We start from the raw sequence: 22,535 nt of genomic DNA, 5'->3' as shown, positions 1-22,535 counted from the left end.
GACTGATGGGCGCGCAAAAGGGCAAGGATCTCCTCCTCAAGATCGACGAGGACGGAGACGGCAATTTCACCACGATCGCCGGCCTGAGAAGCCGGCGGATCGCCTTCAATGCCGAGACGGTGGACATCACCGATTCCGAAAGCGCCGGGCGCTGGCGGGAGCTTCTCGGCGGGGCGGGGGTGCAGCGCGCTGCGCTGTCGGGCGCCGGCATCTTCAAGGACGCAGCTTCCGATGCGACGCTCCGACAGGTGTTCTTCGAATCGCGGATCGCCGCCTTCCAAGCGGTGATCCCGGACTTCGGCAGGGTGACCGGGCCGTTCCAGGTCACCGCGCTCGAATATGGCGGGGAGCACGACGGCGAGGTGACCTTCGAGGCGACGCTGGAATCGGCGGGTGCGCTGACCTTCGAGGCGATCTGACCATGGCCGTCAATCGCAGGCGTGGCGAGGTGTCCGCCGTCATCGACGGCCGCGAGCGGCGGCTCTGCCTGACGCTGGGTGCGCTGGCCGAACTCGAGGACGCGTTTTCGGCCGACAATCTCGCCGAGCTTTCGTCGCGGTTTCGCGGCGGGCAGCTTTCGGCCCGCGACCTGACGCGGATCGTCGGAGCGGGCCTGCGCGGGGCAGGCGAAGCCGTCTCGGACGCCGAGGTTGCGGCGATGCGTTTCGAAGGCGCAGCGGCCGGGGCGGCGGCGATCGCCGTGGAGCTTCTGGCGGCGGCCTTCGGCGGTGTCGGGGAGGCGGCCGACGAGGGCAACGCAAACCCTTCCGCAACGGGGTCCTGACGCACGGGGCACCAGGCGACGCCGGGAGCGGGACTCGACCGGCGGCCTTTCCCTGGGACGAGGCGATGGCCGTGGGGTTCGGCCTCCTGCGGCTGTCGCCCGAGGCGTTCTGGAGGATGACGCCGCGCGAACTTTCCAGCGTGCTTTCGCCCCGCCGGCAGGCCGGCGCGACTGCGCCTTCGGCCGCCGAACTCTTCGGGCTGATGCACCGCTTTCCCGACATCGATCGGCAATGCCCCTGACCATTCTCATCGGGATTTCATCATGGACGAGGACGACACCTTCACCGTCGCGATCCGGGCGGACACGAGCGGCCTCGACAGGGCGCTTTCCGATCTGTCCAGCAAGGCCGACCGGTTCGGCTCGGCTTTGACCTCTGCTTTTGCGGGCGCCGTCACCGGGGGGCGCTCCTTCGAAAGCGTGCTGCAGCAGCTGGCCCAGAGGCTGTCGACCATCGCGCTGGACGCTGCACTGAAGCCGCTGGGCAATCTCGCCTCGAACGCCGTCGGCCAGCTGTTCTCGGCCTTCGGCGGCGGTGGCGGGTCGGCGGGGGGCGGCGGCATCCTGCCCTTCGCCAAGGGCGGGGTCGTCGCGGCGCCGAGCTATTTTCCGGCCGGCGGGCGGATCGGGCTGATGGGCGAGGCAGGTGCCGAGGCGATTCTGCCGCTGTCGCGCGGCGCCGACGGTACGCTCGGCGTCGCGGCGCCGCGCGGGCAGGGCGGTTCGACGATCGTCTTCAACGTCTCGACCCCCGACGCGCCGAGCTTCAAGCGCGCCGAGGCGCAGATCCAGGCGATGCTGACGCGAGCCGCGTCCCGCGGGCGAAGGGGCCTTTGACCATGGCGATCGTCGCTTTCAGCGAAGAGCGGTTCCCGCTGCGCATCGCCTTCGGCACCAGCGGCGGGCCGGAACGGCGCACCGACATCGTCCGGCTGTCGACCGGCTTCGAGAAGCGCAACCAGCGCTTCTTCCGCTCCGTCAGGCGATACGACGCCGGTTCGGGGTTGAAGAGCCTCGCCGATCTCGCCCTCCTCGTCGAATTCTTCGAGGCGATGCGCGGACGGCTCACCGGCTTCCGGTTTCGCGACCCGCTGGACCATGCCTCGGCGCGCTTCGGCAGGCCGGTCTCCCCGATCGACCAGGCGATCGGCACCGGCGACGGCGAGACACGGCAGTTCCCGCTCGTGAAGATCTATGGCAGCGGCGAGGGGGCCTATCTCCGGCCGATCGAAAAGCCCGTCGGCGGCACCGTCCGGATCGCCGTCGCGGGCGCCGAGACGGCGACCGGGCTGTCGATCGACGACGCGACGGGTGTGGTCAGTTTCGACGATCCGCCCGAAGTGGGCACTGCGATCACCGCCGGCTTCGAGTTCGACGTTCCGGTGCGCTTCGACATCGACCAGATCGCCGTCAACATCGCCGCCTTCGAGGCCGGCGACATTCCGACCATTCCGCTCATCGAGGTGAGGCCATGAGGACGCTCCCCGCCGATCTGGCTGTCGCCATCGAAGGTCCGGTGACGACGCTCGCCCATTGCTGGCGGTTGACGCGCAAGGACGGCGTCGTCCTCGGCTTCACCGACCACGACGAGGCGCTGAGCTTCGACGGCACGAGGTTCGAGGCGGCGACCGGGCTGACGGCGAGCGAGGCGGAAGCCGCACTCGGCCTCGGCGCGACGACGGGCGAGGTCGAAGGCGCATTGTCCGCGGCCTCCATCGAGGAGGCCGACATCGCCGCCGGTCGGTTCGACGGCGCGACGATCGAGACCTTCGTCGCCGACTGGCAGAACCCTGAGGCTCATGTTCGGATCGACCTGTCGGACCTCGGCGAGGTGCGGCGGGGCGACACGGCCTTCACGGCGGAGCTGAGGAGCGTGGCGGGGAGGCTCGAGGCCATTCACGGGCGGATCTATCGCCGACGCTGCGATGCCGTCCTCGGCGACGCGCGCTGCCGGTTCGATCTCTCGGAACCACCCTTCACGGTGGAATGCACGGGGCACTCCGCCGGCGAGGGGTGGATCGTGACGGAAACGCCCCTCGGGGCACCGCCCGATCGCTACGCCTTCGGGCGGCTGACGATGCTCGATGGCGAGGCGGCGGGTCTCTCCGCCGACGTGGCCTCGGCGGTCGCGTCGACGACCGGTCGGGTGCGGATCGTGATGGCCTCGCCGATCGTCGCCGCCATTGCGACCGGCGATCGCTTCCGCCTCGTCCAGGGCTGCGACAAGCAGTTTTCGACCTGCCGCGAGCGCTTCGCCAATCATCTCAACTTCCGCGGTTTTCCGCATATTCCCGGCACGGATGCCAGCCTTCGCGCCGCCAAGTCCGGCGACGTCCACGACGGCTCGCCGGTGGTACCATGAGCGAGGGCAGGCGCGCCCTGGCGCTCGAGATCGCCCGGGATTGGCTCGGCACGCCATACCGCCACCAGGGGTCCGCGAAGGGCATCGGCTGCGACTGTCTGGGGCTGATCCGCGGCATCTGGCGGGAGTTGCGGGGTGCAGAACCGGAGGAGCCGGGCGCCTATGCCACGACATGGAGCCTGCGCGCCGGGCCCGACCGGCTGATGGCGGCGGCGGAGCGGCATCTCATGCCGATCGACGTCGCGTCGGCCCTTTCCGGCGACGTCCTCCTGTTTCGCTGGCGCATCGGCGCGCCGGCGACCCACTGCGCCGTCGTCGACGAGGGTGGGCGCATCATCCACGCCTATCAGGGCGCGAGCGTCGTCTCGACCGCGCTGCCGAACAGCTGGCGCGGCAGGATCGCCGGCGCTTTCCGCTTTCCGGAGTAGATCGTGGCGACCATCGTTCTTCAGGCGGCAGGCGCCGCGATCGGCAGTATTTTCGGCGGCCCGATCGGCGCGGTGATCGGCCGTGCCGCCGGGGCGCTGGCGGGCTCGGCGATCGACCGTTCGCTGTTTTCGCAGACGTCGCATTACGAGGGCCCGCGGATCGAGGCGGGCCGGGTGATGACCGCCGACGAGGGCGCCGGCATCGCCCGGGTCTACGGCACCGCGCGCGTTGCCGGACAAGTGTTGTGGACGACCCGCTTCGAGGAGGAGTCAGAGACCGAGCGACAGGGCGGCAAAGGCGGTGGAGCGTCGAGCGAGGTCACCACCTACAGCTATTTCGGAAATGTCGCGGTCGGTCTCTGCGAGGGACCGATCGCCGCCATTCGCCGGGTCTGGGCGGACGGCGAGGAGATGGACCTTTCCGACGCCGCGTTCAGGGTCTATCGCGGAGACGAAGAGCAACTCCCCGATCCGCTGATCGAGGTGAAACAGGGCGCGGGCAATGCGCCCGCCTATCGCGGTCTCGCTTATCTCGTCTTCGAACGGCTGCCCCTGGCGCGCTACGGCAACCGGATCCCGCAGATCAGCTGCGAGGTGCTGCGGCCGATCGGCCGGCTGGAAGAAGAGATCCGCGCGGTCACCCTCATTCCGGGGGCGAGCGAGCACGGCCTCGATCCGCGGCGGGTGCGCGAGGAACTGGCGGAGGGCGAGGACCGGCTGATCAACCGCAACGTCCTTTACGCCGACAGCGACATCGAGGCCTCGATCGACGAACTCCGGGCGCTCTGCCCGAAGCTCGAACGGGCGGCACTGGTCGTCTCCTGGTTCGGCGACGACCTGAGGGCGGGCGATTGCCGCATCCGTCCGAAGGTCGAGGTGCATACCCGGCACGAAAACGAGGACTGGCGGGTGAGCGGCCTCGATCGCGGCGACGCCGAGGTCGTCTCCAGCTCCGGCGGCGGCGCGTCCTTCGGCGGCACACCGAGCGATTCCGGCGTCCTGCAGGCGATCCGCGCGCTCAAGGATCGCGGGCTGAAGGTGACGTATTATCCCTTCCTCCTCATGGACGTTCCGCCCGGCAACGGTCTGCCCGACCCCCATGGCGGCGCCGAGCAGGCGGCATTTCCCTGGCGGGGCCGGATCACCCTCGACGTCGCTGTGGGCCGGGCCGACGGTCCTGACGGGACACCAGCCGCGCGCGCCGCCGTCGCGGCGTTCCTCGGCACTGCGGTGCCGGGCGACTTTTCGGTATCGGGCAGCCGGGTGAACTATCACGGGCCGAGCGAATGGTCGTATCGGCGGATGATCTTCCATCATGCCCATCTGGCAGCGGCGGCAGGCGGCGCCGACGCCTTCGTCATCGGCTCGGAGCTGCGCGGCCTCACCCGCATCCGCGACGATGCCGGCCGGTTTCCGTTCGTCGAGGGTCTGATCGCGATCGCCGAAGGGGTGAAGGAGATCCTGCCCGACGCCGGCGTCACCTATGCCGCCGACTGGAGCGAATATTTCGGCTATCATCCCGAGGACGGTTCCGGTGACGTCTTCTTCAATCTCGACCCCCTGTGGGCTTCCCCGGCGATCGACGCCATCGGCATCGACGACTACCTGCCGCTGACCGACTGGCGGGGCGACGAAGACGATGGTCAGCCGTCGATCTATGATCGCCACGGCCTTGCCGCCGGCATCGCCGGCGGCGAGTACTACGACTGGTACTATGCGAGCGAGGCCGATCGGACGGAAAGGCGCCGGACGCCGATCACCGACGGGGCCAATGGCAAGCCCTGGGTATTTCGCCCCAAGGATCTCCTGTCGTGGTGGTCGAACCCGCATTTCGAACGCCGGGGCGGCGTCGAACTCGCCGAGCCCACGGCCTTCGTGCCGATGGGAAAGCCGATCTGGCTGACGGAACTCGGCTGCCCGGCGATCGACAAGGGCGCCAACCAGCCGAACCTCTTCGTCGATCCGAAATCCTCCGAAAGCGCCCTGCCGCACTTTTCGGACGGCAGGCGCGACGACCTCGTCCAGCGACGTTTCCTGGAAGCCCATCTCGGCCACTGGACGCCCGGATCGACTGGGTTTTCGGATGCGGCAAACCCTTTTTCCCCGGTCTATGGCGGCCGGATGGTGCCGGCGGATGCGATCCATCTTTGGACCTGGGACGCACGACCGTTTCCGGCCTTTCCCGGGCGGGCGGACGTCTGGAGCGACGGCGAGAACTGGCGGCGGGGCCACTGGCTGAGCGGCCGGCTCGGCACCGCCCCGGTGGACGCCCTCACTGCCTCGATCCTGCGTGACCACGGGATCGAGGCGCATGATCTCACCGGTCTCGAAGCCATGCTGACCGGCTGGGTCGAAACCGGGCCTCACAGCGCCCGGCAATCCCTGGAAAGCCTCTTCGGGCTCGTCGGCGCCGTGGCCCATGTCGAGGACGGCGCGCTGGTCGTCCGCTCGCTCGATCGGCTGCGGGTCGGCAGGACGCTCGACGCCTTCGTCGAAGAGGAGGACAAGCCCTTCGTCGAATTGCGGCGTGCCGAAGCGGCGGAGACCGTCGACGCCGTGGCGCTTTCCTTCCTCGATCCCTGGCGCGATTATCAGCCGGGCAGCGCCGAAGCCATGCGGGCCAGCGTCTCCTCCCCACGCCGACGGCTCGTCAGCGTCCCGGCGATCCTCGACGAGGGCGAGGCGAGCGGTTTTGCGGCGGCGATGCTCGCCGATGGCGGAACGGCGACCGAGACGGCCGACTTCGCCGTGCCGGCAAGCGACCTCGCTCCCTCCGTCGGCGACGTGCTGAAGCTCGAAGGCCGAAGCGGCGAATGGCTCGTGACGCGCATCGAGACCGGCCTTTCGAGCCGCGTCAGCACCAGGCGTCTGCCGATGCGCGGGGCCGGCGCCGGCAGTTCGGGCACGATCCCGGATTTCGGATCCGGCCGTCCGAAACTCGCCTCGCGGCCCTTCGTCGCCTTTCTCGACCTTCCGCTGCCACCCGGTGAAGCCGGCTTTGAGGGCGCGCGGATCGCTGTCAGCGCCTCGCCCTTCGCCGGCTACGAGGTGTCGAGCCTTGCCGACGACGGGACCTTGAAGGCACGAACGCGCGTCACGCGTCCCGGGACTTTGGGACGGTTGACGTCCGCGCTCCAGCCGGGGCCCGAGGGCCGGATCGATCCGGCCAACGCGATCACCGTTGCGCTGCCCCGCGGCGCTCTGTCGTCGATCTCCGCCGCCTCCATGCTGGCCGGCGGCAATCTCTGCGCCGTCCAGTGTGCCGATGGCGGGTTCGAGGTATTGCAGTTCGAGCGGGCCGAGGAGATCGCATCGGGTGAATTTCGCCTGTCCCGCCTCTTGCGCGCCCAGGGCGGCACCGAGGACGCCATGGCCGCGGGCGCGGTGCCCGGGGCGCTATTCGTCCTCCTCGACCATGCCAGCGCCTCGCTCGGCATCGAGGCGGCGGAGGTCGGCCGGTCCATCGAATTTCGCATCCAGCCGATCGGCCGAGGCCGGGACGACGCCTCCGTCGTCGCTCGGACCCATGCTCTCGGCAAACGTTCCGTGCGGCCGCTTTCGCCGGTCCATCTCGAGGCACGATTTGCCGCCGACGGGGCCTTCGAACTTAGCTGGATTCGCCGCACGCGCAGCGGCGGCGACAACTGGTCGGTCGTCGACGTGCCGCTCGGTGAAGAGGCCGAGCGCTATCGCGCGGTGATCGACGACGGCGCCGGGACGACGATGGTCGTCGAAACGGCCGAGCCGTCGCTTGCCGTCTCGGCCGCGGATCAGACGGCCCGTTTCGGTGGACTTCTCGACGTCTTCGAGGCAAACGTGGCGCAGGTCAGCCCTGTCTGGGGGGCCGGAACGCCGCGCCGTGCGACGTTTTCTCGGCCGTCGTAACGAGACCGGCGATCGGCAGCGCGTTTTCCGCGCGGCCGATGCTCTGCGCGCGATGCCGGTCGGGGCGCATGAGCGGGGCCCATGCAGCCCTTTCCGCGAGCAGCCTCCATTCACGCAGCGAACGACACGAGCATTTCCATATATCGCGCACTCTATCCCTGTGCGCCGATGCTTCCTATTGTCGGCGGACAGTCGGCGGTCTTCGACATTCATTCGTCATTCAGCCGCGCCTTGATAGAACGTTCTCGTTGGGGTGAAGACATCGGCCTTACTCTCGATTGGACCAGAATGACGTTTCTTCGCACGATCATGGCTTTCACGGTGGCGTTCGGTCTGGCGGCCGAGCCGGCCATGGCATATGAGGGCGGCGAGGATCTCACCGGCGGATCAGTCGCCGGGTTCGGCCGCGACGACTCCGATGCACCGGTGCGCGTGGCGGCGGGCGACTGCTCGGGAGCCGCGAGCCGGGCGGCGCGGCAGACCGGCGGACAGGTGCTTTCGGTCTCCACCCAGACGCAGGGCGGCCAGACCGTCTGCGTCGTCACCGTCCTCGTTCCCGGCAAGGGCAACCAGCGGCCCCGCAAGCAGACCGTCACGATCAAGCCATGACAGCCCGTCTGGCCCTCGGCGGCCTCGCTTTCGTCCAGAGATCGCCGCAGAATGCTTCGGTCCGGACTTGCGGCGAGACCTGAGGAGAAGAGCCGAAGCGATGCGCATCCTGATCGTCGAGGACGACGAGACCCTCAACCGCCAACTGACCGAAGCGCTGACCGGCGCAGGCTATGTCGTCGATCGCGCCTATGACGGCGAGGAAGGGCATTTCCTCGGCGATACCGAGCCCTACGACCTGATCGTGCTCGACATCGGCCTGCCGCAGATGGACGGAATCAGCGTTCTGGAGCGCTGGCGCCGCGAAAACCGCACGATGCCGGTCCTCATTCTCACCGCCAGAGATCGCTGGAGCGACAAGGTCGCGGGCATCGACGCCGGCGCCGACGACTACGTCACCAAGCCGTTCCACGTCGAGGAAGTGCTGGCGCGGGTGCGGGCGCTGATCCGTCGCGCCGCCGGCCACGCCTCTTCGGAGATTCTCTGCGGCCCGGTCCGCCTCGACACCCGGACCTCGCGCGTCACCGTCTCCGGCACGCCGCTCAAGCTGACCTCCCACGAGCATCGCCTGCTCGATTATCTGATGCATCATCAAGGCGCCGTGGTCTCCCGCACGGAGCTGATCGAGCATCTCTACGATCAGGACTTCGACCGTGATTCCAACACCATCGAAGTGTTCGTCGGGCGCCTGCGCAAGAAGCTCGGGGCCGACCTGATCGAGACGATCCGCGGCCAGGGCTACCGGATGGCGGCCGAGGGAGACGAGGGCTGAGTCTCCTTCGGCCCGTCCGGGAGTGGCTCGGCCCGCTCCTGTCCCGACCTGCGTCGCGGTCGGCCGGCGCCCGGACCGACGCACCCTTCCTGCCGCGCTCGCTGACGGCCAGGGTCATCTTTCTCACCAGCCTGTGGGCGGTGGTCGCCCTCTTCGTCGCGGGGGCGCTGATCTCGACCCTTTACGAGCGGACGGCACGCCAGGGCTTCGAAAACCTTCTCGGCGCCCAGCTCTACAATCTCGTCAACGCCGTCAGCGTCGACGAGAACGGCCGGCTCAGGGGCGATCCCGACCTCGGCGATCTCCGCTATGCCCGGCCGCTCTCCGGCTGGTACTGGGAGGTCCTTCCGGCGACGGACAACACGTCGGGACGGCTGACCTCGGCCTCGCTCGTGCTCCTGACGGTTCCGCAGGCAGAGGTCTCCGAGGTTCCGTTCGACCAGATGTATCGCCGCACCTATGAAGAGCCCGGCCTCAACGGCGAAACTCTCGCGGTGCTCGAGACAGAGGTCGTTCTCGATTCGGACAACCACACCGCCCGCTTCCGGGTCATGGGCAGCCTCTCCTCCGTTCTCGACGAAATCAGGGACTTCGATCACACGCTGTTGTTCTATCTCGGCGTGGTCGGCCTCGGGACCGTACTCGTCAACGTCGTCGTCATCCTCGTCGCGTTGAGGCCGCTCGGGCGGGTGCGCGGCTCGCTCGCCGCCATTCGCGAGGGCCGGGCCGAGCGGCTGGAGACCGGCTTTCCGATCGAGATCGAGCCGCTCGCCCTCGAGATGAACGCCCTGATCGACAACAATCGCCGCATCGTCGAACGCTCGCGCACCCAGGTCGGCAATCTCGCCCATTCGCTGAAGACGCCGATCGCCATCCTCACCAACGAGGCGGCGAGCTTCGATGCCGAGAAAGGCCGGGTCGTCTCCGAACAGGCGGAGCGGATGCGCAGCCAGGTGCAGCATTATCTCGACCGGGCGCGGATGGCCGCGCAGAGCCAGGGTATCGTGTTCCGGACCCCGGTGCGGGAGGTGCTGGAGCGCATCGCCCGCGTCATCGCCAAGCTGAACCCGCGCCTCGACGTCGAGTTCGACGACCTGGAGACGGGCGACCTGATCTTTGCCGGCGAGCGGCAGGACCTCGAGGAGGTCGTCGGCAATCTCCTCGACAATGCCGGCAAGTGGGCGGGAAGCCGCATTCGCCTGTCCTGCCGGGCGGAAGGACCGGACCGGCTCGCCGTCGCCGTCGAGGACGACGGGCCGGGACTGTCGACGGAAGAGATCCGTGAGGCGTTGAAGCGGGGCCGCCGCCTCGACGAGGCCACTCCCGGCAGCGGCCTCGGCCTGTCGATCGTCCGCGACATCGTCGGCGAATATCGCGGCGCCCTGGAACTCGGCCGCTCCGACCTCGGCGGCCTGTCTGCGAAGGTCACGCTGCCGCGGATGCGATAGCCGATATCGTGGCTTCGCCAGCCGGCAATCGTTTCTCGACGACGCCGGGCCGATTTGCCGTCGACCGCGTCCGTCCGATCCTTGACATCGGCGCGCCCGGGGGCGCATCCCAGGGCTCGATCCTCGACATTTCGTTCTCCCGCTCCTGGACCTTCGCGAATGAGACTGGCAACGGCACTCCCCGTTCTCCTATCGACGCTGCCTCTCGGCGGCTGCCTGGGCTTCGGATCGTCGTCGAGCCCGGCTGCGATCTCCTCGGGTGCCGTCGCCCTGGCGGGAGGGCTCGTCGGGCAGACGGCGTTTGCCGCGCAGATGCCGGATGACGCGAGGACGAAGGCCGTCGAGGCGGAATTCCAGGCGCTGCAGTTCAGCCCGGCCGGCGAGCCCGTGCGCTGGAGCGTCGACGGCTACAGCGGCGAGGTCGTCCCGACGCAGGTCTACCGCGTCGGATCGCAGGACTGCCGCGCCTATTCGCACGTGGTCTCGGCCGGAACGCGGCCGGTCAAGACGACGGGCGTCGCGTGCAAGACCGCGGCGGGGCTGTGGAAGCCGGTGGCGTGACCGGCCGAGCTCACGATTCGCGATTCCGGCGGACCGCGGCGCTCGATCGTGGCCCGGTGCCGAGACGCTCGCATTTCCGGTCCTCGACGCGAATCTCCGGATGAAGTGAATGGGCAGGCCTCCGGGCGTTTGATAATCGGGCCGGCGAGTGTCGGCGCGGCATCCGGCTCTTCGGGACGGTCGATCGGTCCGTCTCGATCCCGAGCCTGCCGGTCCTGCGCCGGCGGGGAAGATGGGAGGAAGCGCGCCGCGGTTTGCCATTGTTTGCGCCGCGCGGCGCGCGTAAGTGTCGGGCATGGTTTTCTGGATCGTTGCAGCCGCGATGACGGCCGTCGTCACTCTGGCCATCGTCTGGCCGCTGCTGCGCGGAAGGGACGAAGGCGCCCACGCGGCGCCAGACCACGACGTCGAGGTGTATGCCGCGCAGTTGCGCGAACTCGACGGTGACCTCGAGCGCGGCACCATTGCCGAGACCGAGGCGGCCACGGCCCGTGCCGAGATCGGCCGGCGCCTGTTGCGCGCGGCCGGACGGGCGCAATCGCCGGAAGAGGGCGGCCGTGCGGTTCGAAGCTTCCAGCGCCCGGTGATTCTCGCGGCCGCCGTTTCGATCGCAGTCATGCTTCCCGCCATTTCCTTCGTCTTCTACGACACGGTCGGCGCTCCGTCGCTGCCCGATCGGCCTTTGGCGCTACGAGAACAGCCGCAGCAGAAGGATCTCGACCTCGCCGGGCTGGTCGAGAAGGCCGAGGCGCGGCTGAAGCAGGATCCCTCCGACGGCAGCGGCTGGGACGTGCTGGCGCCAATCTATCTGAGAATGGACCGCCAGGCGGATGCGGCCGAGGCCTATCGCAAGGCGATCGAACTCAACGGCCCGTCGGCCAGCCGCTTCGGCGGGCTGGGCGAGGCCCTGACCGAGATCGCCAAGGGCGAGGTCACCGAGGATGCCAAGGCCGCCTTCGAGCGGGCGCTGCAGATCAACCCGTCCTATCTGCCGGCGAAGTTCTTCCTCGCCCTCGACGCCTCGCAGGAGCAGCGCGCCGCCGATGCCGAGACGCGGTGGACCGAGCTGATCTCCGAGAGCCCGCCCAATGCCCCCTGGATGCGGATCGCCGAGGCGGGCCTCGCCGACGCCCGTCAGCGGCTCGGCAAGCCTGCACCCGCCACCGCGAGCGGGGCGCCGACCGAAGAAGCCGGCGTCGCGCAACCGGGCTCGCCGCCCGGCGTCGCGAGCGGCGGGGATAGCCTCGTCGGGCCGGACGCCGCTGCGGTCGAGGCGGCCTCGCAGATGTCAAATGGCGACAGGCAGGCGATGATCGAGGGGATGGTCGAGACGCTCGCCGCGCGGCTCAAACAGAGCCCCGACGACGTCGAGGGCTGGAAGCGGCTGATCCGCTCCTATACGGTGCTCGGCAAGACCGAGGAGGCGAAGGCGGCGCTCGCCGATGCCCGCCGGGCGTTCCCGCAGGAGTCCGCCGCAGCTCGCGAAATCGCCGCTTTTGCGGGAGAGATCGGTCTCTCCGGGGAAGAGGAGTCGACGTCCCGATGACCCGCAAGGCCAAGCGATTGTATTCGATCGGAGCGATGCTCGTCGTCGTCGGCGCCGCGGCGGGGCTGGTCCTGACCGCGCTGTCGAGTTCGGTCGCCTATTTCCAGTCGCCGACCGATCTCGTGAAAAACGTTCCCGGTCCCACCCAGCGCATCCGGCTCGGCGGCCTCGTCGAGGAAGGCACGGTGAAGCGCGATGGATCGTCCCACGTCACCTTCTCCGTCACCGATACCGTCGACAGCGTTCCCGTGACCTATACCGGCATCCTGCCGGATCTCTTCCGGGAGGGACAGGGCGTCATCGCCGAGGGAACGCTCGGGCCGGACCGCGTCTTCGTCGCGGACACCGTGCTCGCCAAGCACGACGAGACCTACATGCCGAAGGAAGTGGTCGACGACCTCAAGGCCCGCGGCCTTTGGGAAGACGGCAAGGGGCTGGTCAAGAAGCCGGAGGAGACGGTGTCGGCCGCCCCGGTGGGAGCGGGCTCATGATCGTCGAGATCGGCCATTTCGCCCTCGTCCTGTCGCTGTCGGTGGCGCTCGTCCAGTCGGTCTTGCCGATGCTCGGCGCAAGGCGGGGCGACCAGCGGCTGATGGAGACCGGCACGATCGCCGCCTCCGGCGGCTTCGTCCTGATCGCCATCGCATTCTCGGCATTGATGGCGTCCTACGTCACGTCGGACTTCTCGGTGCTCAACGTCTTTGAGAATTCGAACTCCCGGCAGCCGCTGCTCTACAAGTTCACCTCGACCTGGGGAAACCACGAGGGCTCGATGCTCCTGTGGGTGCTGATCCTGGCGTTCTTCGGCGCACTCGTCGCCCTGTTCGGCCGCGATCTGCCGGCGACGCTGAAGGCCAACGTTCTGTCCGTTCAGGCCTGGATCCTCGCCGCCTTCCTCCTGTTCATCCTTCTCACGTCCAATCCGTTCCAGCGGCTCGACCCGGCGCCGATGGAAGGGCAGGACCTCAATCCCATCCTCCAGGACGTCGGCCTCGCGATCCATCCGCCGATGCTCTATCTCGGCTATGTCGGCTTCTCGATCGCCTTTTCCTTCGCCATCGCCGCGCTGATCGACGGACGGATCGACGCCGCCTGGGCGCGCTGGGTGCGGCCGTGGACCCTGATCGCCTGGATCTTCCTGACGCTGGGCATCGCCATGGGCTCCTACTGGGCCTATTACGAACTCGGCTGGGGCGGCTGGTGGTTCTGGGATCCGGTCGAGAACGCCTCCTTCATGCCCTGGCTGGCCGGGACGGCGCTGCTCCATTCGGCGCTGGTGATGGAAAAGCGCGCGGCGCTGAAGATCTGGACGATCCTTCTGGCGATCCTGACCTTCTCCTTGTCGCTGCTCGGCACCTTCCTGGTCCGTTCCGGCGTCCTCACCTCCGTCCATGCCTTCGCCACCGATCCGGCGCGAGGCGTCTTCATCCTCGCCATCCTCTGCCTCTTCATAGGCGGGGCGCTGGTCCTCTTCGCCCTCCGCGCATCGGCGCTGGAGGGGGGCGGGCTCTTCGCGCCGATCAGCCGCGAGGGCGCGCTGGTCTTCAACAACCTGTTCCTGACCACTGCAGCCGCGACGGTGCTCGTCGGAACGCTCTATCCGCTGCTTCTCGAGGTCGTGGCGGGCGAGAAGATCTCCGTCGGGGCGCCGTTCTTCGATTTGACCTTCGGCCCGGTGATGGTGCCGCTGCTATTCGCCGTTCCTTTCGGTCCGCTGCTCGGCTGGAAGCGAGGAGATCTTCTCGGCGCGGCCCAGCGCCTCTACTTCGCCGCCGGCTGCGCGCTTGCCGCCCTCGTCGGCATTCTCGCCTATACGGGCGGGACGAAGATCCTCACCGCCTTCGGGTTCGCGCTCGCCTTCTGGCTGCTCTTCGGCAGCCTGACGGACCTGTTTTCTCGTGCGGCGTTCCTGAAGAAGGGCTGGCGGACGGGGCTTGCCCGTTTCGTCGGCCTGCCGCGCTCGGCCTTCGGCACGGCACTCGCGCATTTCGGGCTCGGCGTCACGCTGCTCGGGATCGTCTCGGTCTCGAGCTTCCAGGAGGAAGTCATCACCACCATGGCGCCCGGCAGCAGCGTCGAGATCGCCGGCTATTCGCTGACCTTCGATCGCATCGCGCAGCGGCCCGGCGCGAACTTCGATGCTCAGGCGGTCCATTTCTCGGTGCGCCGGGACGGGGTGGTCATGACCGAGATCGACAGTTCGAAGCGGTTCTTCCCGGTCCGCCAGATGACCACCACCGAATCCGGCATCTGGACCCACGGCTTCTCGCAGCTCTACGTCTCGCTCGGCGATCCGTCGGCAGACAAGCAGTCGATCGTCGTGAGGATCTGGTGGAAGCCGCTGGTGACGCTGATCTGGATCGGTGCCGTCTTCATGGCGGTCGGCGGCGCATTTTCGCTCGCCGACCGGCGCTTGCGTGTCGGGGCTCCCGAGCGAAGCCGCCGCAAGGCGTCGCTGGCGGAGGCTTGAGGGCATGCCGATGCGCCGCCGTCTCGCCGTTTTCCTCGCCGCGCTCCTGCTCATCGTCGTCTCGGCGCCGGCGAGCGTTTTCGTCACGCCGGCCTTCGCCGTGAATCCGGACGAGATGCTGGCCGATCCGGCGCTCGAAACGCGGGCCCGCAAGCTTTCGGCCGGGTTGCGCTGCCTGGTCTGCCAGAACGAGTCGATCGACGATTCCAATGCCGATCTCGCCAAGGATCTTCGGCTCCTGGTCCGCGAGCGCCTGAAGGCCGGCGACACCGACGAGGAAGTGATCGACTATCTGGTCTCGCGCTATGGCGAGTTCGTCTTGTTGAGACCGCGTTTCGACTGGGCCAATCTCGCCTTGTGGGCGACGCCCGTGGTCGTTCTTCTTTGCGGCGGCCTCCTCGCGCTCGCAACCATCTCCGGGCGGCGCAAGCGACGCGGACCGACCGAACTGTCGGCCGCGGAAGAAGCGGCGATCGAAAGGATCACCGCCGGGCGGAGGTGAGGCTCCACCTCGCTGTGAAAAAAAAGGCCGCGTCGGCGCAAGACCTTCGAAACGGTCCTTTTCGGCCGGCGCTCGCGCCCTCGCCGAACCGCCCCGGCAACCGGTGAACCTTACCGACTTTTCATCCCCGAGAAAATCTCCCGTAAGATGGCGGACACTAAGTTCCCTTTCATCGGACGGGACGGCGGAACGATATCGCCGACCCTGTCCCATTTCTTCTCGAAGACTCTTGAAAGGAACCAGGATGCAACAGGATCAACAGCCCCGGAAGAAGCGCAGCCGTTTCCTGGCGGGCGCCTTGGCGGCGGGCGTCGCGGGTGCGGCTCTGGCTGGCGGCATGGCCGTCAACACGGTCCCCGTCTTTGCCGAGCCGGTGCGTGTCGACGCGCCGCAGCAGCTTCCGACCTTCGCCGATCTGGTCGAGAAGGTCTCGCCGGCGGTGGTTTCGGTTCGCGTCGACGAGGACGTCAAGCCGGCGGCGGACGACGGCGGCGACGACCAGATGCAGAACCCGTTCGACAATCTGCCGCAGGATCATCCGCTGCGCCGCTTCTTCGACATTCCCGGCGGCCCCGGTTTTCCCGGCACGCCGCGCGGACGGCAGCTGCCGCGCCACGCCGTCGCCCAGGGCTCCGGCTTCTTCATCTCCGAGGACGGCTATCTCGTCACCAACAATCACGTGGTCGACGGCGGCTCGAACTATACGGTGGTGATGGACGACACCACCGAGTACAAGGCCAAGCTGATCGGCACGGACAAGCGGACCGACCTCGCCCTTCTCAAGGTCGACGCGCCGGACCACAAGTTCACCTATGTCGCCTGGGGTGACGACAGCAAGGTCCGCGTCGGCGACTGGGTGGTCGCGGTCGGCAACCCGTTCGGCCTCGGCGGTACGGTCACCGCTGGCATCGTTTCGGCCCACGGCCGCGACATCGGCGCCGGCCCCTACGACGACTTCCTGCAGATCGACGCGGCGGTCAATCGCGGCAATTCGGGCGGCCCCGACTTCAACCTCAACGGCGAAGTCGTCGGCATCAACACGGCGATCTTCTCTCCCTCGGGCGGCAATGTCGGCATCGCCTTCGCCATCCCGGCCTCGGTCGCCAAGGACGTGGTCCAGTCGCTGAAGGAGAACGGCACGGTCGAGCGCGGCTGGCTCGGCGTACAGATCGCGCCGGTGACCGACGACATCGCCGAGGCGGTCGGACTTGCCGATGCCAAGGGCGCGATCGTCACCTTGCCGGACAACGAGACGCCGGCGTCGAAGGCGGGTATCCAGACCGGCGACGTCATCACCGCCGTCAACGGCGAGACCGTCGACGGGCCGCGCGAACTCGCCCGGGTCATCGGCAACGAGCGTCCCGGCACGAAGATCGAGGTCTCGCTCTGGCGCAACAACGAGGCCGAGACGGTCGACGTGACGCTCGGCAATCTCGCCAGTCTCGACGAGGCGGCTTCGGCGAGCGGCCGACCGGACCAGCGCGTTCCGACCAATCCGTCGTCCCTGTCGGGATACGGTCTGACGCTCACCCCGTCCGAGGACGGCCAGGGCGTCGTCGTCACCGACATCGACCCGGATTCGACCGCCGCCGAAAAGGGCGTGCAGCCCGGCGACGTGATCGTCTCGGTCAACGGCAAATCGGTGCGGAGCCGCGGCGACGTCAGCCAGGCGCTCTCCGATGCCGCGAAGTCCGGCCGGAAGGCGGCGCTCTTCCAGCTCCGCCAGGGCGAACAGAACCGCTTCGTCGCCCTGCCGATCTCCAAGGGCTGATCGAGCTGCAACGAAGTCCGGGGAGCGGCGTCGCTCCCCGGACTTCGGGCAGACGGGTGACCGGTCGCCGGCGCCCGCTGCCGTCTTTCCGAGCCATCATCGTGCAGAACGACCCCGCGCGGTCCGTCGGCCGCCGCTTTCCGGCATCGCCCGGAAACCGGGCGCGGGTCGATCGCGCATTGATTTTGGACGACGAACGTCGATCTAGAGGCGTGAACCATGACTGAAGCAGCACTCGCCACCGTGTCGACGGAGTCCATGCGAATCCTCATCATCGAAGACGACCGCGAGGCAGCCTCCTATCTCGTAAAGGCGCTCAAGGAGGCCGGCCACGTCGCCGACCACGCCGCCGACGGCGAAGAGGGGCTGCACGTCGCCGAAACGCGAGGCTACGACGTTCTCATCGTCGACCGGATGCTGCCGAAGCTCGACGGTCTCTCGATCATCGCGAAACTGCGGGAAAGCGGCCATCGCACGCCGGTGCTGATCCTTTCGGCCCTCGGCCAGGTCGACGACCGGGTGAAGGGGCTGCGCGCCGGGGGCGACGACTATCTGTCGAAGCCCTTCGCGATCGCCGAACTCCTGGCCCGCGTCGAGGTGCTCGGCCGGCGGCGCGGGGCGAAGGACGTCGAGACCTCCTACCGCGTCGGCGATCTGGAACTCGATCGCCTCTCCCACGAGGTCCGCCGGGCCGGCAAGCCGGTCGTCCTGCAGCCGCGGGAGTTTCGTCTGCTCGAATATCTGATGAAGCACGCGGGCCAGGTGGTCACCCGGACGATGCTCCTGGAAAACGTCTGGGACTATCATTTCGACCCGCAGACCAACGTCATCGACGTGCACATCTCGCGGCTGCGCTCCAAGATCGAGCGGGACTTCGGCTCGCCGATCCTCCATACCGTGCGCGGCGCCGGCTACATCATGCGCGCCGGGGACTGACCGCTCCGCCCCGGCGCCCGCCCGCCGTCTCGCCGTCGCTGCCAGACGGCGTCTCGCCTTCCGCTCTCCAGCCCATATCTCGGCCGCATGGGACGTTTCCGCTCACTGATGCGCATGACCGCCGTCCGGCTTTCGGCGGTCTATTTCCTGCTGTTCGCCATCTGCGCCGTCGTGCTGGTGGTCTATGTCACGGCGACGGCCTCGACCATCGTCGAAGAGCAGAGCCGGCAGGCGATCTCGGACGAACTCTCCGATCTCGAACAGGTCTACCAGCAGAGCGGCATCATCGGCCTCGTGCGGACGATCGACCGGCGCTCGCGGCAGCCGGGCGCCTCGCTCTATCTCGTCACCGACCCGGCGGGACGCATCCTCGCCGGCAACGTCGCGAGCCTGCAGGCCGGCGTCCTCGACGATCGCGGCCAGACGCCGGATGCCTTTTCCTACGAGCGCTATTCCGACGAGACCGGTGATCGCTTCCATCTGGCGATCGCCGAGGTCGTGGCGCTGCGCAACGGCATGCGCGTCCTCGTCGGGCGCGACCAGAGCGAGCAGCTGCGTTTTCGCGGTGTCGTCCAGAGTGCGCTGATCCTCGCTCTCGCTTTGATGGGCGTCGCCGCGCTGATCGCTTGGTTCTTCGTCGGGCGCAGCGCGCTAAAGCGGCTCGACGGCGTGACGGCGGCGAGTGCCCGCATCCTCTCCGGCGACCTCACCGAACGGTTGCCGGTCACCGGCGCGGGCGACGAGTTCGATCGCCTGTCGGAGAATCTGAACACACTGCTCGCCCGGATCTCGCTCCTGCAGGTCGGTCTGCAGGAGGTCTCCGACAACATCGCCCACGATCTCAGGACGCCTTTGACCCGGCTTCGCACCCGTGCGGAAGCGGCGCTGTCGGCGCCGCCGGACGCCCGCGAAGCGCGCGAGGTGCTCGACCAGATGATCGCCGAGTGCGACCAGATGATCCGGACCTTCGACGCCTTGCTGATGATCTCGCGGGTGGAAGCGGGATCCGACCAGGTGATGAAGTCGGAAATCGATCTCGCCACCATCGTCGCCGACGTCGTCGATCTCTACGAGCCTCTCGCCGAGGACGCCGCGGCCGAACTGGTTCTGACCGTGCCGCCGACGCTGAAGGCCTATGCGAGCCGCGAGCTGATCGCCCAGGCGCTGTCCAATCTTCTCGACAACGCCCTGAAATATGCCGCCGCGCCGGACCGGCAGACGCGCATCCGCGTCGCCCTGACGGAGGACGAGGCGGACTGGCGGCTTTGCGTCAGCGACGACGGGCCGGGCATTCCCGCCGACATGCGCGAGCGGGTCATCGAGCGCTTCTACAGGCTCGACAAGAGCCGCTCCATGCCGGGCTCCGGGCTCGGCCTGTCGCTGGTCCAGGCGATCGCCAGGATCCATGGCGGACGCCTCCTCCTTGCGGATGCCGCTCCGGGCCTTACCGTTTGTCTGGAAGTTCCGATGGACGAACGGCAGGCGGGCGAGCGAGGCGATGGCTGAGATTTCGGGCGGCGAGGGTGGATTTCTGATCGGCGGGGAAAACCGGCCCGCGCCACTCGACGACGAGACCGCCGGGCGCTGGCGCGCCGATCTCCAGGCGCTCGCATCGGACCGCGGCCTCGAAAATCTCGGCCGGCTGCTTGCCGGCGACCACCTCGATGCGGAACGCCTCGTCGCCGTCCTCGATCTCTCTCCCCATCTCAACGCCATCGCCTTCAAGGACCCCGACTGGCTGGAAGAGCTGACGACGCGCTCCGCCGCGGAGCTGACGCGCGAGACGATCGAAGCGGTGGCCCGCCTGCCGGGTCCGGACGAGACCGAGCAGACGCTGATGGCGTCGCTGCGCCGGGCGAAGCGCCGCGTCGCGCTGTTTCTCGGCCTTGCCGACGTCTTCGGCGCGGCGACGCCCGACGCCACGACCCGCGCCCTGTCCGATTTCGCCGCTGCTGCAGTCGGCGCGGCGCTCCGGTTCTGCCTGCGCGACCTCCATGCGCGGGGAAAGATCGTCTTGCCTCACCCCGACGATCCGGAAAAGGGCTGCGGCGTCTTCGTCCTCGGCATGGGCAAGCTCGGCGCCCACGAGCTGAACTATTCCTCGGACATCGACATCATCGTCCTCTACGACGAGACGAAAGGCCTGACCGGCGATCCGCTCGACGCGCCGGAGACGCTGTCGCGGATGGTGCGGCGGCTGACGCGCATCCTCGCCGAGCGGACGGGCGAGGGCTATGTCGCGCGGGTCGACCTGCGGCTGCGCCCCGATCCGGGCGCGATGCCGGTGGCGATCTCCACGGCCATGGCGCTCACCTACTACGAGGGGTCCGGGCGCGACTGGGAGCGCGCGGCGATGATCAAGGCGCGGCCGATCGCCGGCGACGTCGAGGCGGGCGAGCGCTTCCTGAAGGAGATCAGGCCCTTCGTCTGGCGCAAATATCTCGATTTTGCCGCTGTCGCCGCCATCGAGGACATGAAGCAGCGGATCGACCGGCACCGCGGCTTCGATGCGGTCGGGCTGAAGGGCCACAACGTCAAGCTCGGCCGCGGGGGCATCCGCGAAGTCGAGTTCTTTGCGCAGGCGCAGCAATTGATCGCCGGGGGGAGGGCACCGAAGCTCCGGCCGCGGCGCACCGACGACGCGCTGGCGGCGCTCGCGGTCGGCGGCTGGATCGACGCTGCGACAGCGAGCGAACTCACCGGCGACTATTGGCTGCTGCGCCGCGTCGAGCACGCGATCCAGATGCTGGCCGACGAACAGAGCCACACGTTGCCGGAAGACCCGACCAAGCTGCGCGCCGTCGCCCGGCTGGCCGGCTTTGCGGACGAGGCGACGCTCGGCGAAGCGTTGCTGCCTTGCCTGAAACGCGTCGACCGGCGTTTCGGCCGGCTGTTCACCGAAACCCGCGGGGCCGCGTCGGAAAGGCCTGACGACGACGCTCTGCGCCGGCTTGCGCGCTCGGGCGACGACGCCGAGGCGATCGCCGCGCTCGCGGCCCTCGGTTACGGCCGGCCGGAGGACATCGCGCGGGTGGTGCACGGCTGGTCGCTCGGCCGCTACAAGGCGACGCTGACCGCGACGGCGCGCGCGCGGCTCACCGAAGTCCTGCCGACGCTGATCTCCGCCTTCGCCAGGGCGCAGGACCCGGACAACGCGCTGATGGCGTTCGACCGGTTCCTGGCCGGGCTCCCGTCGGGCGTCCAGTTCTTCTCGCTGATCGCCTCCAACCCGAAGATCCTCGAACTCCTCGCCGACGTCATCACCTCGGCGCCCGCCCTGCGCGAGACGATCGCCGCACGGCCGCACGTCTTCGACGCGCTGCTCGATCCCGCCTTTCTCGGCGAGGTCCCGACCCGCGACCTCCTGCGCGAGCGGCTCACCGCCTTTCTCGGCCTCGCCCGCGACTACGAGGACGTGCTCGGCCGGTTGCGGATCTTCGCGTCGGAGCAGCGGTTCCTCGTCGGGGCTCGGATGCTGAGCGGCATCGTCGAGGCGGACGAGGCCGGCGCGGCTTTCTCGAACATCGCCGACGTCGTTCTCGAGGCGACGCTTCCTGCGGTCGAGGCCGAGTTTGCGCTGGCCCACGGACGGGTCCCCGGCGCGCGGACCGCGCTCCTCGGCATGGGCCGTCTCGGCAGCCGCGAACTGACGGCGAGTTCGGACGTCGACCTCATCCTCTTCTACGATCACGAGGAGGGAGCCGAAGGTTCCGACGGCAAGAGGCCGCTCGCCCCGAGCGCCTATTTCGCCCGGCTGACCCAGCGCCTGATCGCGGCGATGACGGCACCGATGCGCGAGGGCATCCTCTACGACGTCGATTTCCGCCTTCGACCCTCCGGCAACAAGGGTCCCCTCGCCACCCATCTCGGTGCCTTCCGGCGCTATCAGGAGGGCGAAGCCTGGACCTGGGAGCGGATGGCATTGACCCGCGCCCGCGTCGTCGCCGGCGATACCGGTTTTATGGGCGAGGTCGCCGAGACGATCCGCGCCATTCTGGCCGAACCGCGCGAGTCCGACGAAACGACGAAGGACGTCGCGGCGATGCGCCAGCGGATCGAAGCCGGCAAGCCGCCGCGTGGGTCCCTCGATCTCAAGCTTCTGCCGGGCGGGCTGATCGACCTGGAGTTCCTGGCGCAGTGGGCGCTCTTGACGGGAAAGGCCGATCTCGGCCTTTGCGGTGCGCCGAGCGAGGCGGTGCTGGCGGCGGCCGATTTCGGCCGGGCCGCGGACGGCAAGGCACTGGCGGGGTCGATGAACGGCTTCACCCGGATCGTCCAGCTCCTGCGCCTCGGGCCTTCGGACGTGCGCCATGTCGCGGACGTGCCGATCGGTCTGTCCCGGGCGATCGCGCGGGCGGTCGGTCTCGATGGTCCGGAGGGGTTGGAAGCCTGGCTCGAGGCCGAAACCACACGCGTGCGCGCCGCCTTCGAAAGCGTCCTCGGCGCGCCGACCGCCTGAGC

20 protein-coding genes are annotated in these 22,535 nt (G+C 68.6%); all 20 read left to right on the top strand.

What is annotated here, in order from left to right; genetic code table 11:
* The first annotated feature begins 5 nt into the window (after positions 1-5).
* Positions 6-419, top strand: a complete 414-nt coding sequence (locus LZD57_RS03260; RefSeq protein WP_233717690.1) for a phage major tail protein, TP901-1 family — start codon at positions 6-8, stop codon at positions 417-419.
* A 2-nt stretch (positions 420-421) separates the two neighbouring features.
* Entirely contained in the window at positions 422-784 is a 363-nt protein-coding gene (locus tag LZD57_RS03255) for a gene transfer agent family protein (protein ID WP_233717689.1), read from the top strand.
* Positions 781-1,026, top strand: a complete 246-nt coding sequence (locus LZD57_RS03250; RefSeq protein ID WP_255699761.1) for a rcc01693 family protein — start codon at positions 781-783, stop codon at positions 1,024-1,026. The genes LZD57_RS03255 and LZD57_RS03250 overlap by 4 nt, the downstream gene beginning before the upstream one ends.
* 22 nt (positions 1,027-1,048) lie before the next feature.
* A complete protein-coding gene (locus LZD57_RS03245) occupies positions 1,049-1,621 on the top strand; it encodes a phage tail tape measure protein (protein WP_233717687.1) in 573 nt (190 codons plus the stop codon).
* Between the two features lie 2 nt (positions 1,622-1,623).
* A complete protein-coding gene (locus tag LZD57_RS03240) occupies positions 1,624-2,259 on the top strand; it encodes a DUF2460 domain-containing protein (RefSeq protein WP_233717686.1) in 636 nt (211 codons plus the stop codon).
* Positions 2,256-3,146, top strand: a complete 891-nt coding sequence (locus LZD57_RS03235; protein ID WP_233717685.1) for a DUF2163 domain-containing protein — start codon at positions 2,256-2,258, stop codon at positions 3,144-3,146. The genes LZD57_RS03240 and LZD57_RS03235 overlap by 4 nt, the downstream gene beginning before the upstream one ends.
* On the top strand, positions 3,143-3,574 hold the full coding sequence (locus LZD57_RS03230; protein WP_233717684.1) for an NlpC/P60 family protein: 432 nt from the start codon (positions 3,143-3,145) through the stop codon (positions 3,572-3,574). The genes LZD57_RS03235 and LZD57_RS03230 overlap by 4 nt, the downstream gene beginning before the upstream one ends.
* A 3-nt stretch (positions 3,575-3,577) precedes the next feature.
* Complete coding sequence (locus LZD57_RS03225) at positions 3,578-7,459, top strand: baseplate multidomain protein megatron (RefSeq protein ID WP_233717683.1); 3,882 nt, start codon at positions 3,578-3,580, stop codon at positions 7,457-7,459.
* 81 nt (positions 7,460-7,540) lie between these two features.
* Positions 7,541-8,068 carry a hypothetical protein gene (locus tag LZD57_RS03220; RefSeq protein ID WP_233717682.1) on the top strand — a complete coding sequence of 176 codons (528 nt, stop codon included), beginning with the start codon at positions 7,541-7,543 and terminating at the stop codon, positions 8,066-8,068.
* Between the two features lie 100 nt (positions 8,069-8,168).
* Positions 8,169-8,840: a response regulator transcription factor gene (locus LZD57_RS03215; RefSeq protein WP_233717681.1), complete on the top strand. Its 672-nt coding sequence runs from the start codon at positions 8,169-8,171 to the stop codon at positions 8,838-8,840.
* Positions 8,841-8,980: 140 nt separating this feature from the next.
* Positions 8,981-10,288: an ATP-binding protein gene (locus LZD57_RS03210; protein WP_233717680.1), complete on the top strand. Its 1,308-nt coding sequence runs from the start codon at positions 8,981-8,983 to the stop codon at positions 10,286-10,288.
* Between the two features lie 159 nt (positions 10,289-10,447).
* On the top strand, positions 10,448-10,849 hold the full coding sequence (locus LZD57_RS03205) for a hypothetical protein (protein ID WP_233717679.1): 402 nt from the start codon (positions 10,448-10,450) through the stop codon (positions 10,847-10,849).
* A 295-nt stretch (positions 10,850-11,144) separates the two neighbouring features.
* Positions 11,145-12,395 carry a c-type cytochrome biogenesis protein CcmI gene (gene ccmI / locus LZD57_RS03200; RefSeq protein ID WP_233717678.1) on the top strand — a complete coding sequence of 417 codons (1,251 nt, stop codon included), beginning with the start codon at positions 11,145-11,147 and terminating at the stop codon, positions 12,393-12,395.
* Complete coding sequence (gene ccmE, locus LZD57_RS03195; RefSeq protein WP_233717677.1) at positions 12,392-12,886, top strand: cytochrome c maturation protein CcmE; 495 nt, start codon at positions 12,392-12,394, stop codon at positions 12,884-12,886. The genes ccmI and ccmE overlap by 4 nt, the downstream gene beginning before the upstream one ends.
* On the top strand, positions 12,883-14,865 hold the full coding sequence (locus LZD57_RS03190; protein WP_233717676.1) for a heme lyase CcmF/NrfE family subunit: 1,983 nt from the start codon (positions 12,883-12,885) through the stop codon (positions 14,863-14,865). The genes ccmE and LZD57_RS03190 overlap by 4 nt, the downstream gene beginning before the upstream one ends.
* Before the next feature lie 10 nt (positions 14,866-14,875).
* Positions 14,876-15,367: a cytochrome c-type biogenesis protein gene (locus LZD57_RS03185; protein WP_233717902.1), complete on the top strand. Its 492-nt coding sequence runs from the start codon at positions 14,876-14,878 to the stop codon at positions 15,365-15,367.
* Between the two features lie 244 nt (positions 15,368-15,611).
* Positions 15,612-17,138, top strand: coding sequence for a Do family serine endopeptidase (locus LZD57_RS03180; RefSeq protein WP_233717675.1), 1,527 nt, complete (start codon positions 15,612-15,614; stop codon positions 17,136-17,138).
* A 219-nt stretch (positions 17,139-17,357) separates the two neighbouring features.
* Positions 17,358-18,074, top strand: a complete 717-nt coding sequence (locus tag LZD57_RS03175; protein WP_275949669.1) for a response regulator transcription factor — start codon at positions 17,358-17,360, stop codon at positions 18,072-18,074.
* An 87-nt stretch (positions 18,075-18,161) separates the two neighbouring features.
* Positions 18,162-19,580, top strand: coding sequence for a sensor histidine kinase (locus LZD57_RS03170; protein WP_233717674.1), 1,419 nt, complete (start codon positions 18,162-18,164; stop codon positions 19,578-19,580).
* The gene (locus LZD57_RS03165) at positions 19,573-22,533 is read left to right on the top strand and encodes a bifunctional [glutamine synthetase] adenylyltransferase/[glutamine synthetase]-adenylyl-L-tyrosine phosphorylase (RefSeq protein ID WP_233717673.1); all 2,961 of its coding nucleotides are present in this window, start codon (positions 19,573-19,575) and stop codon (positions 22,531-22,533) included. The genes LZD57_RS03170 and LZD57_RS03165 overlap by 8 nt, the downstream gene beginning before the upstream one ends.
* Positions 22,534-22,535 lie beyond the last annotated feature (2 nt).

The sequence above is a fragment of the Jiella avicenniae genome (assembly GCF_021390325.1).
Taxonomy (GTDB): domain Bacteria; phylum Pseudomonadota; class Alphaproteobacteria; order Rhizobiales; family Rhizobiaceae; genus Jiella; species Jiella avicenniae.
Note: the sequence above shows the minus strand (reverse complement) of the source record. Positions and strands in the feature narration are given on the sequence as shown.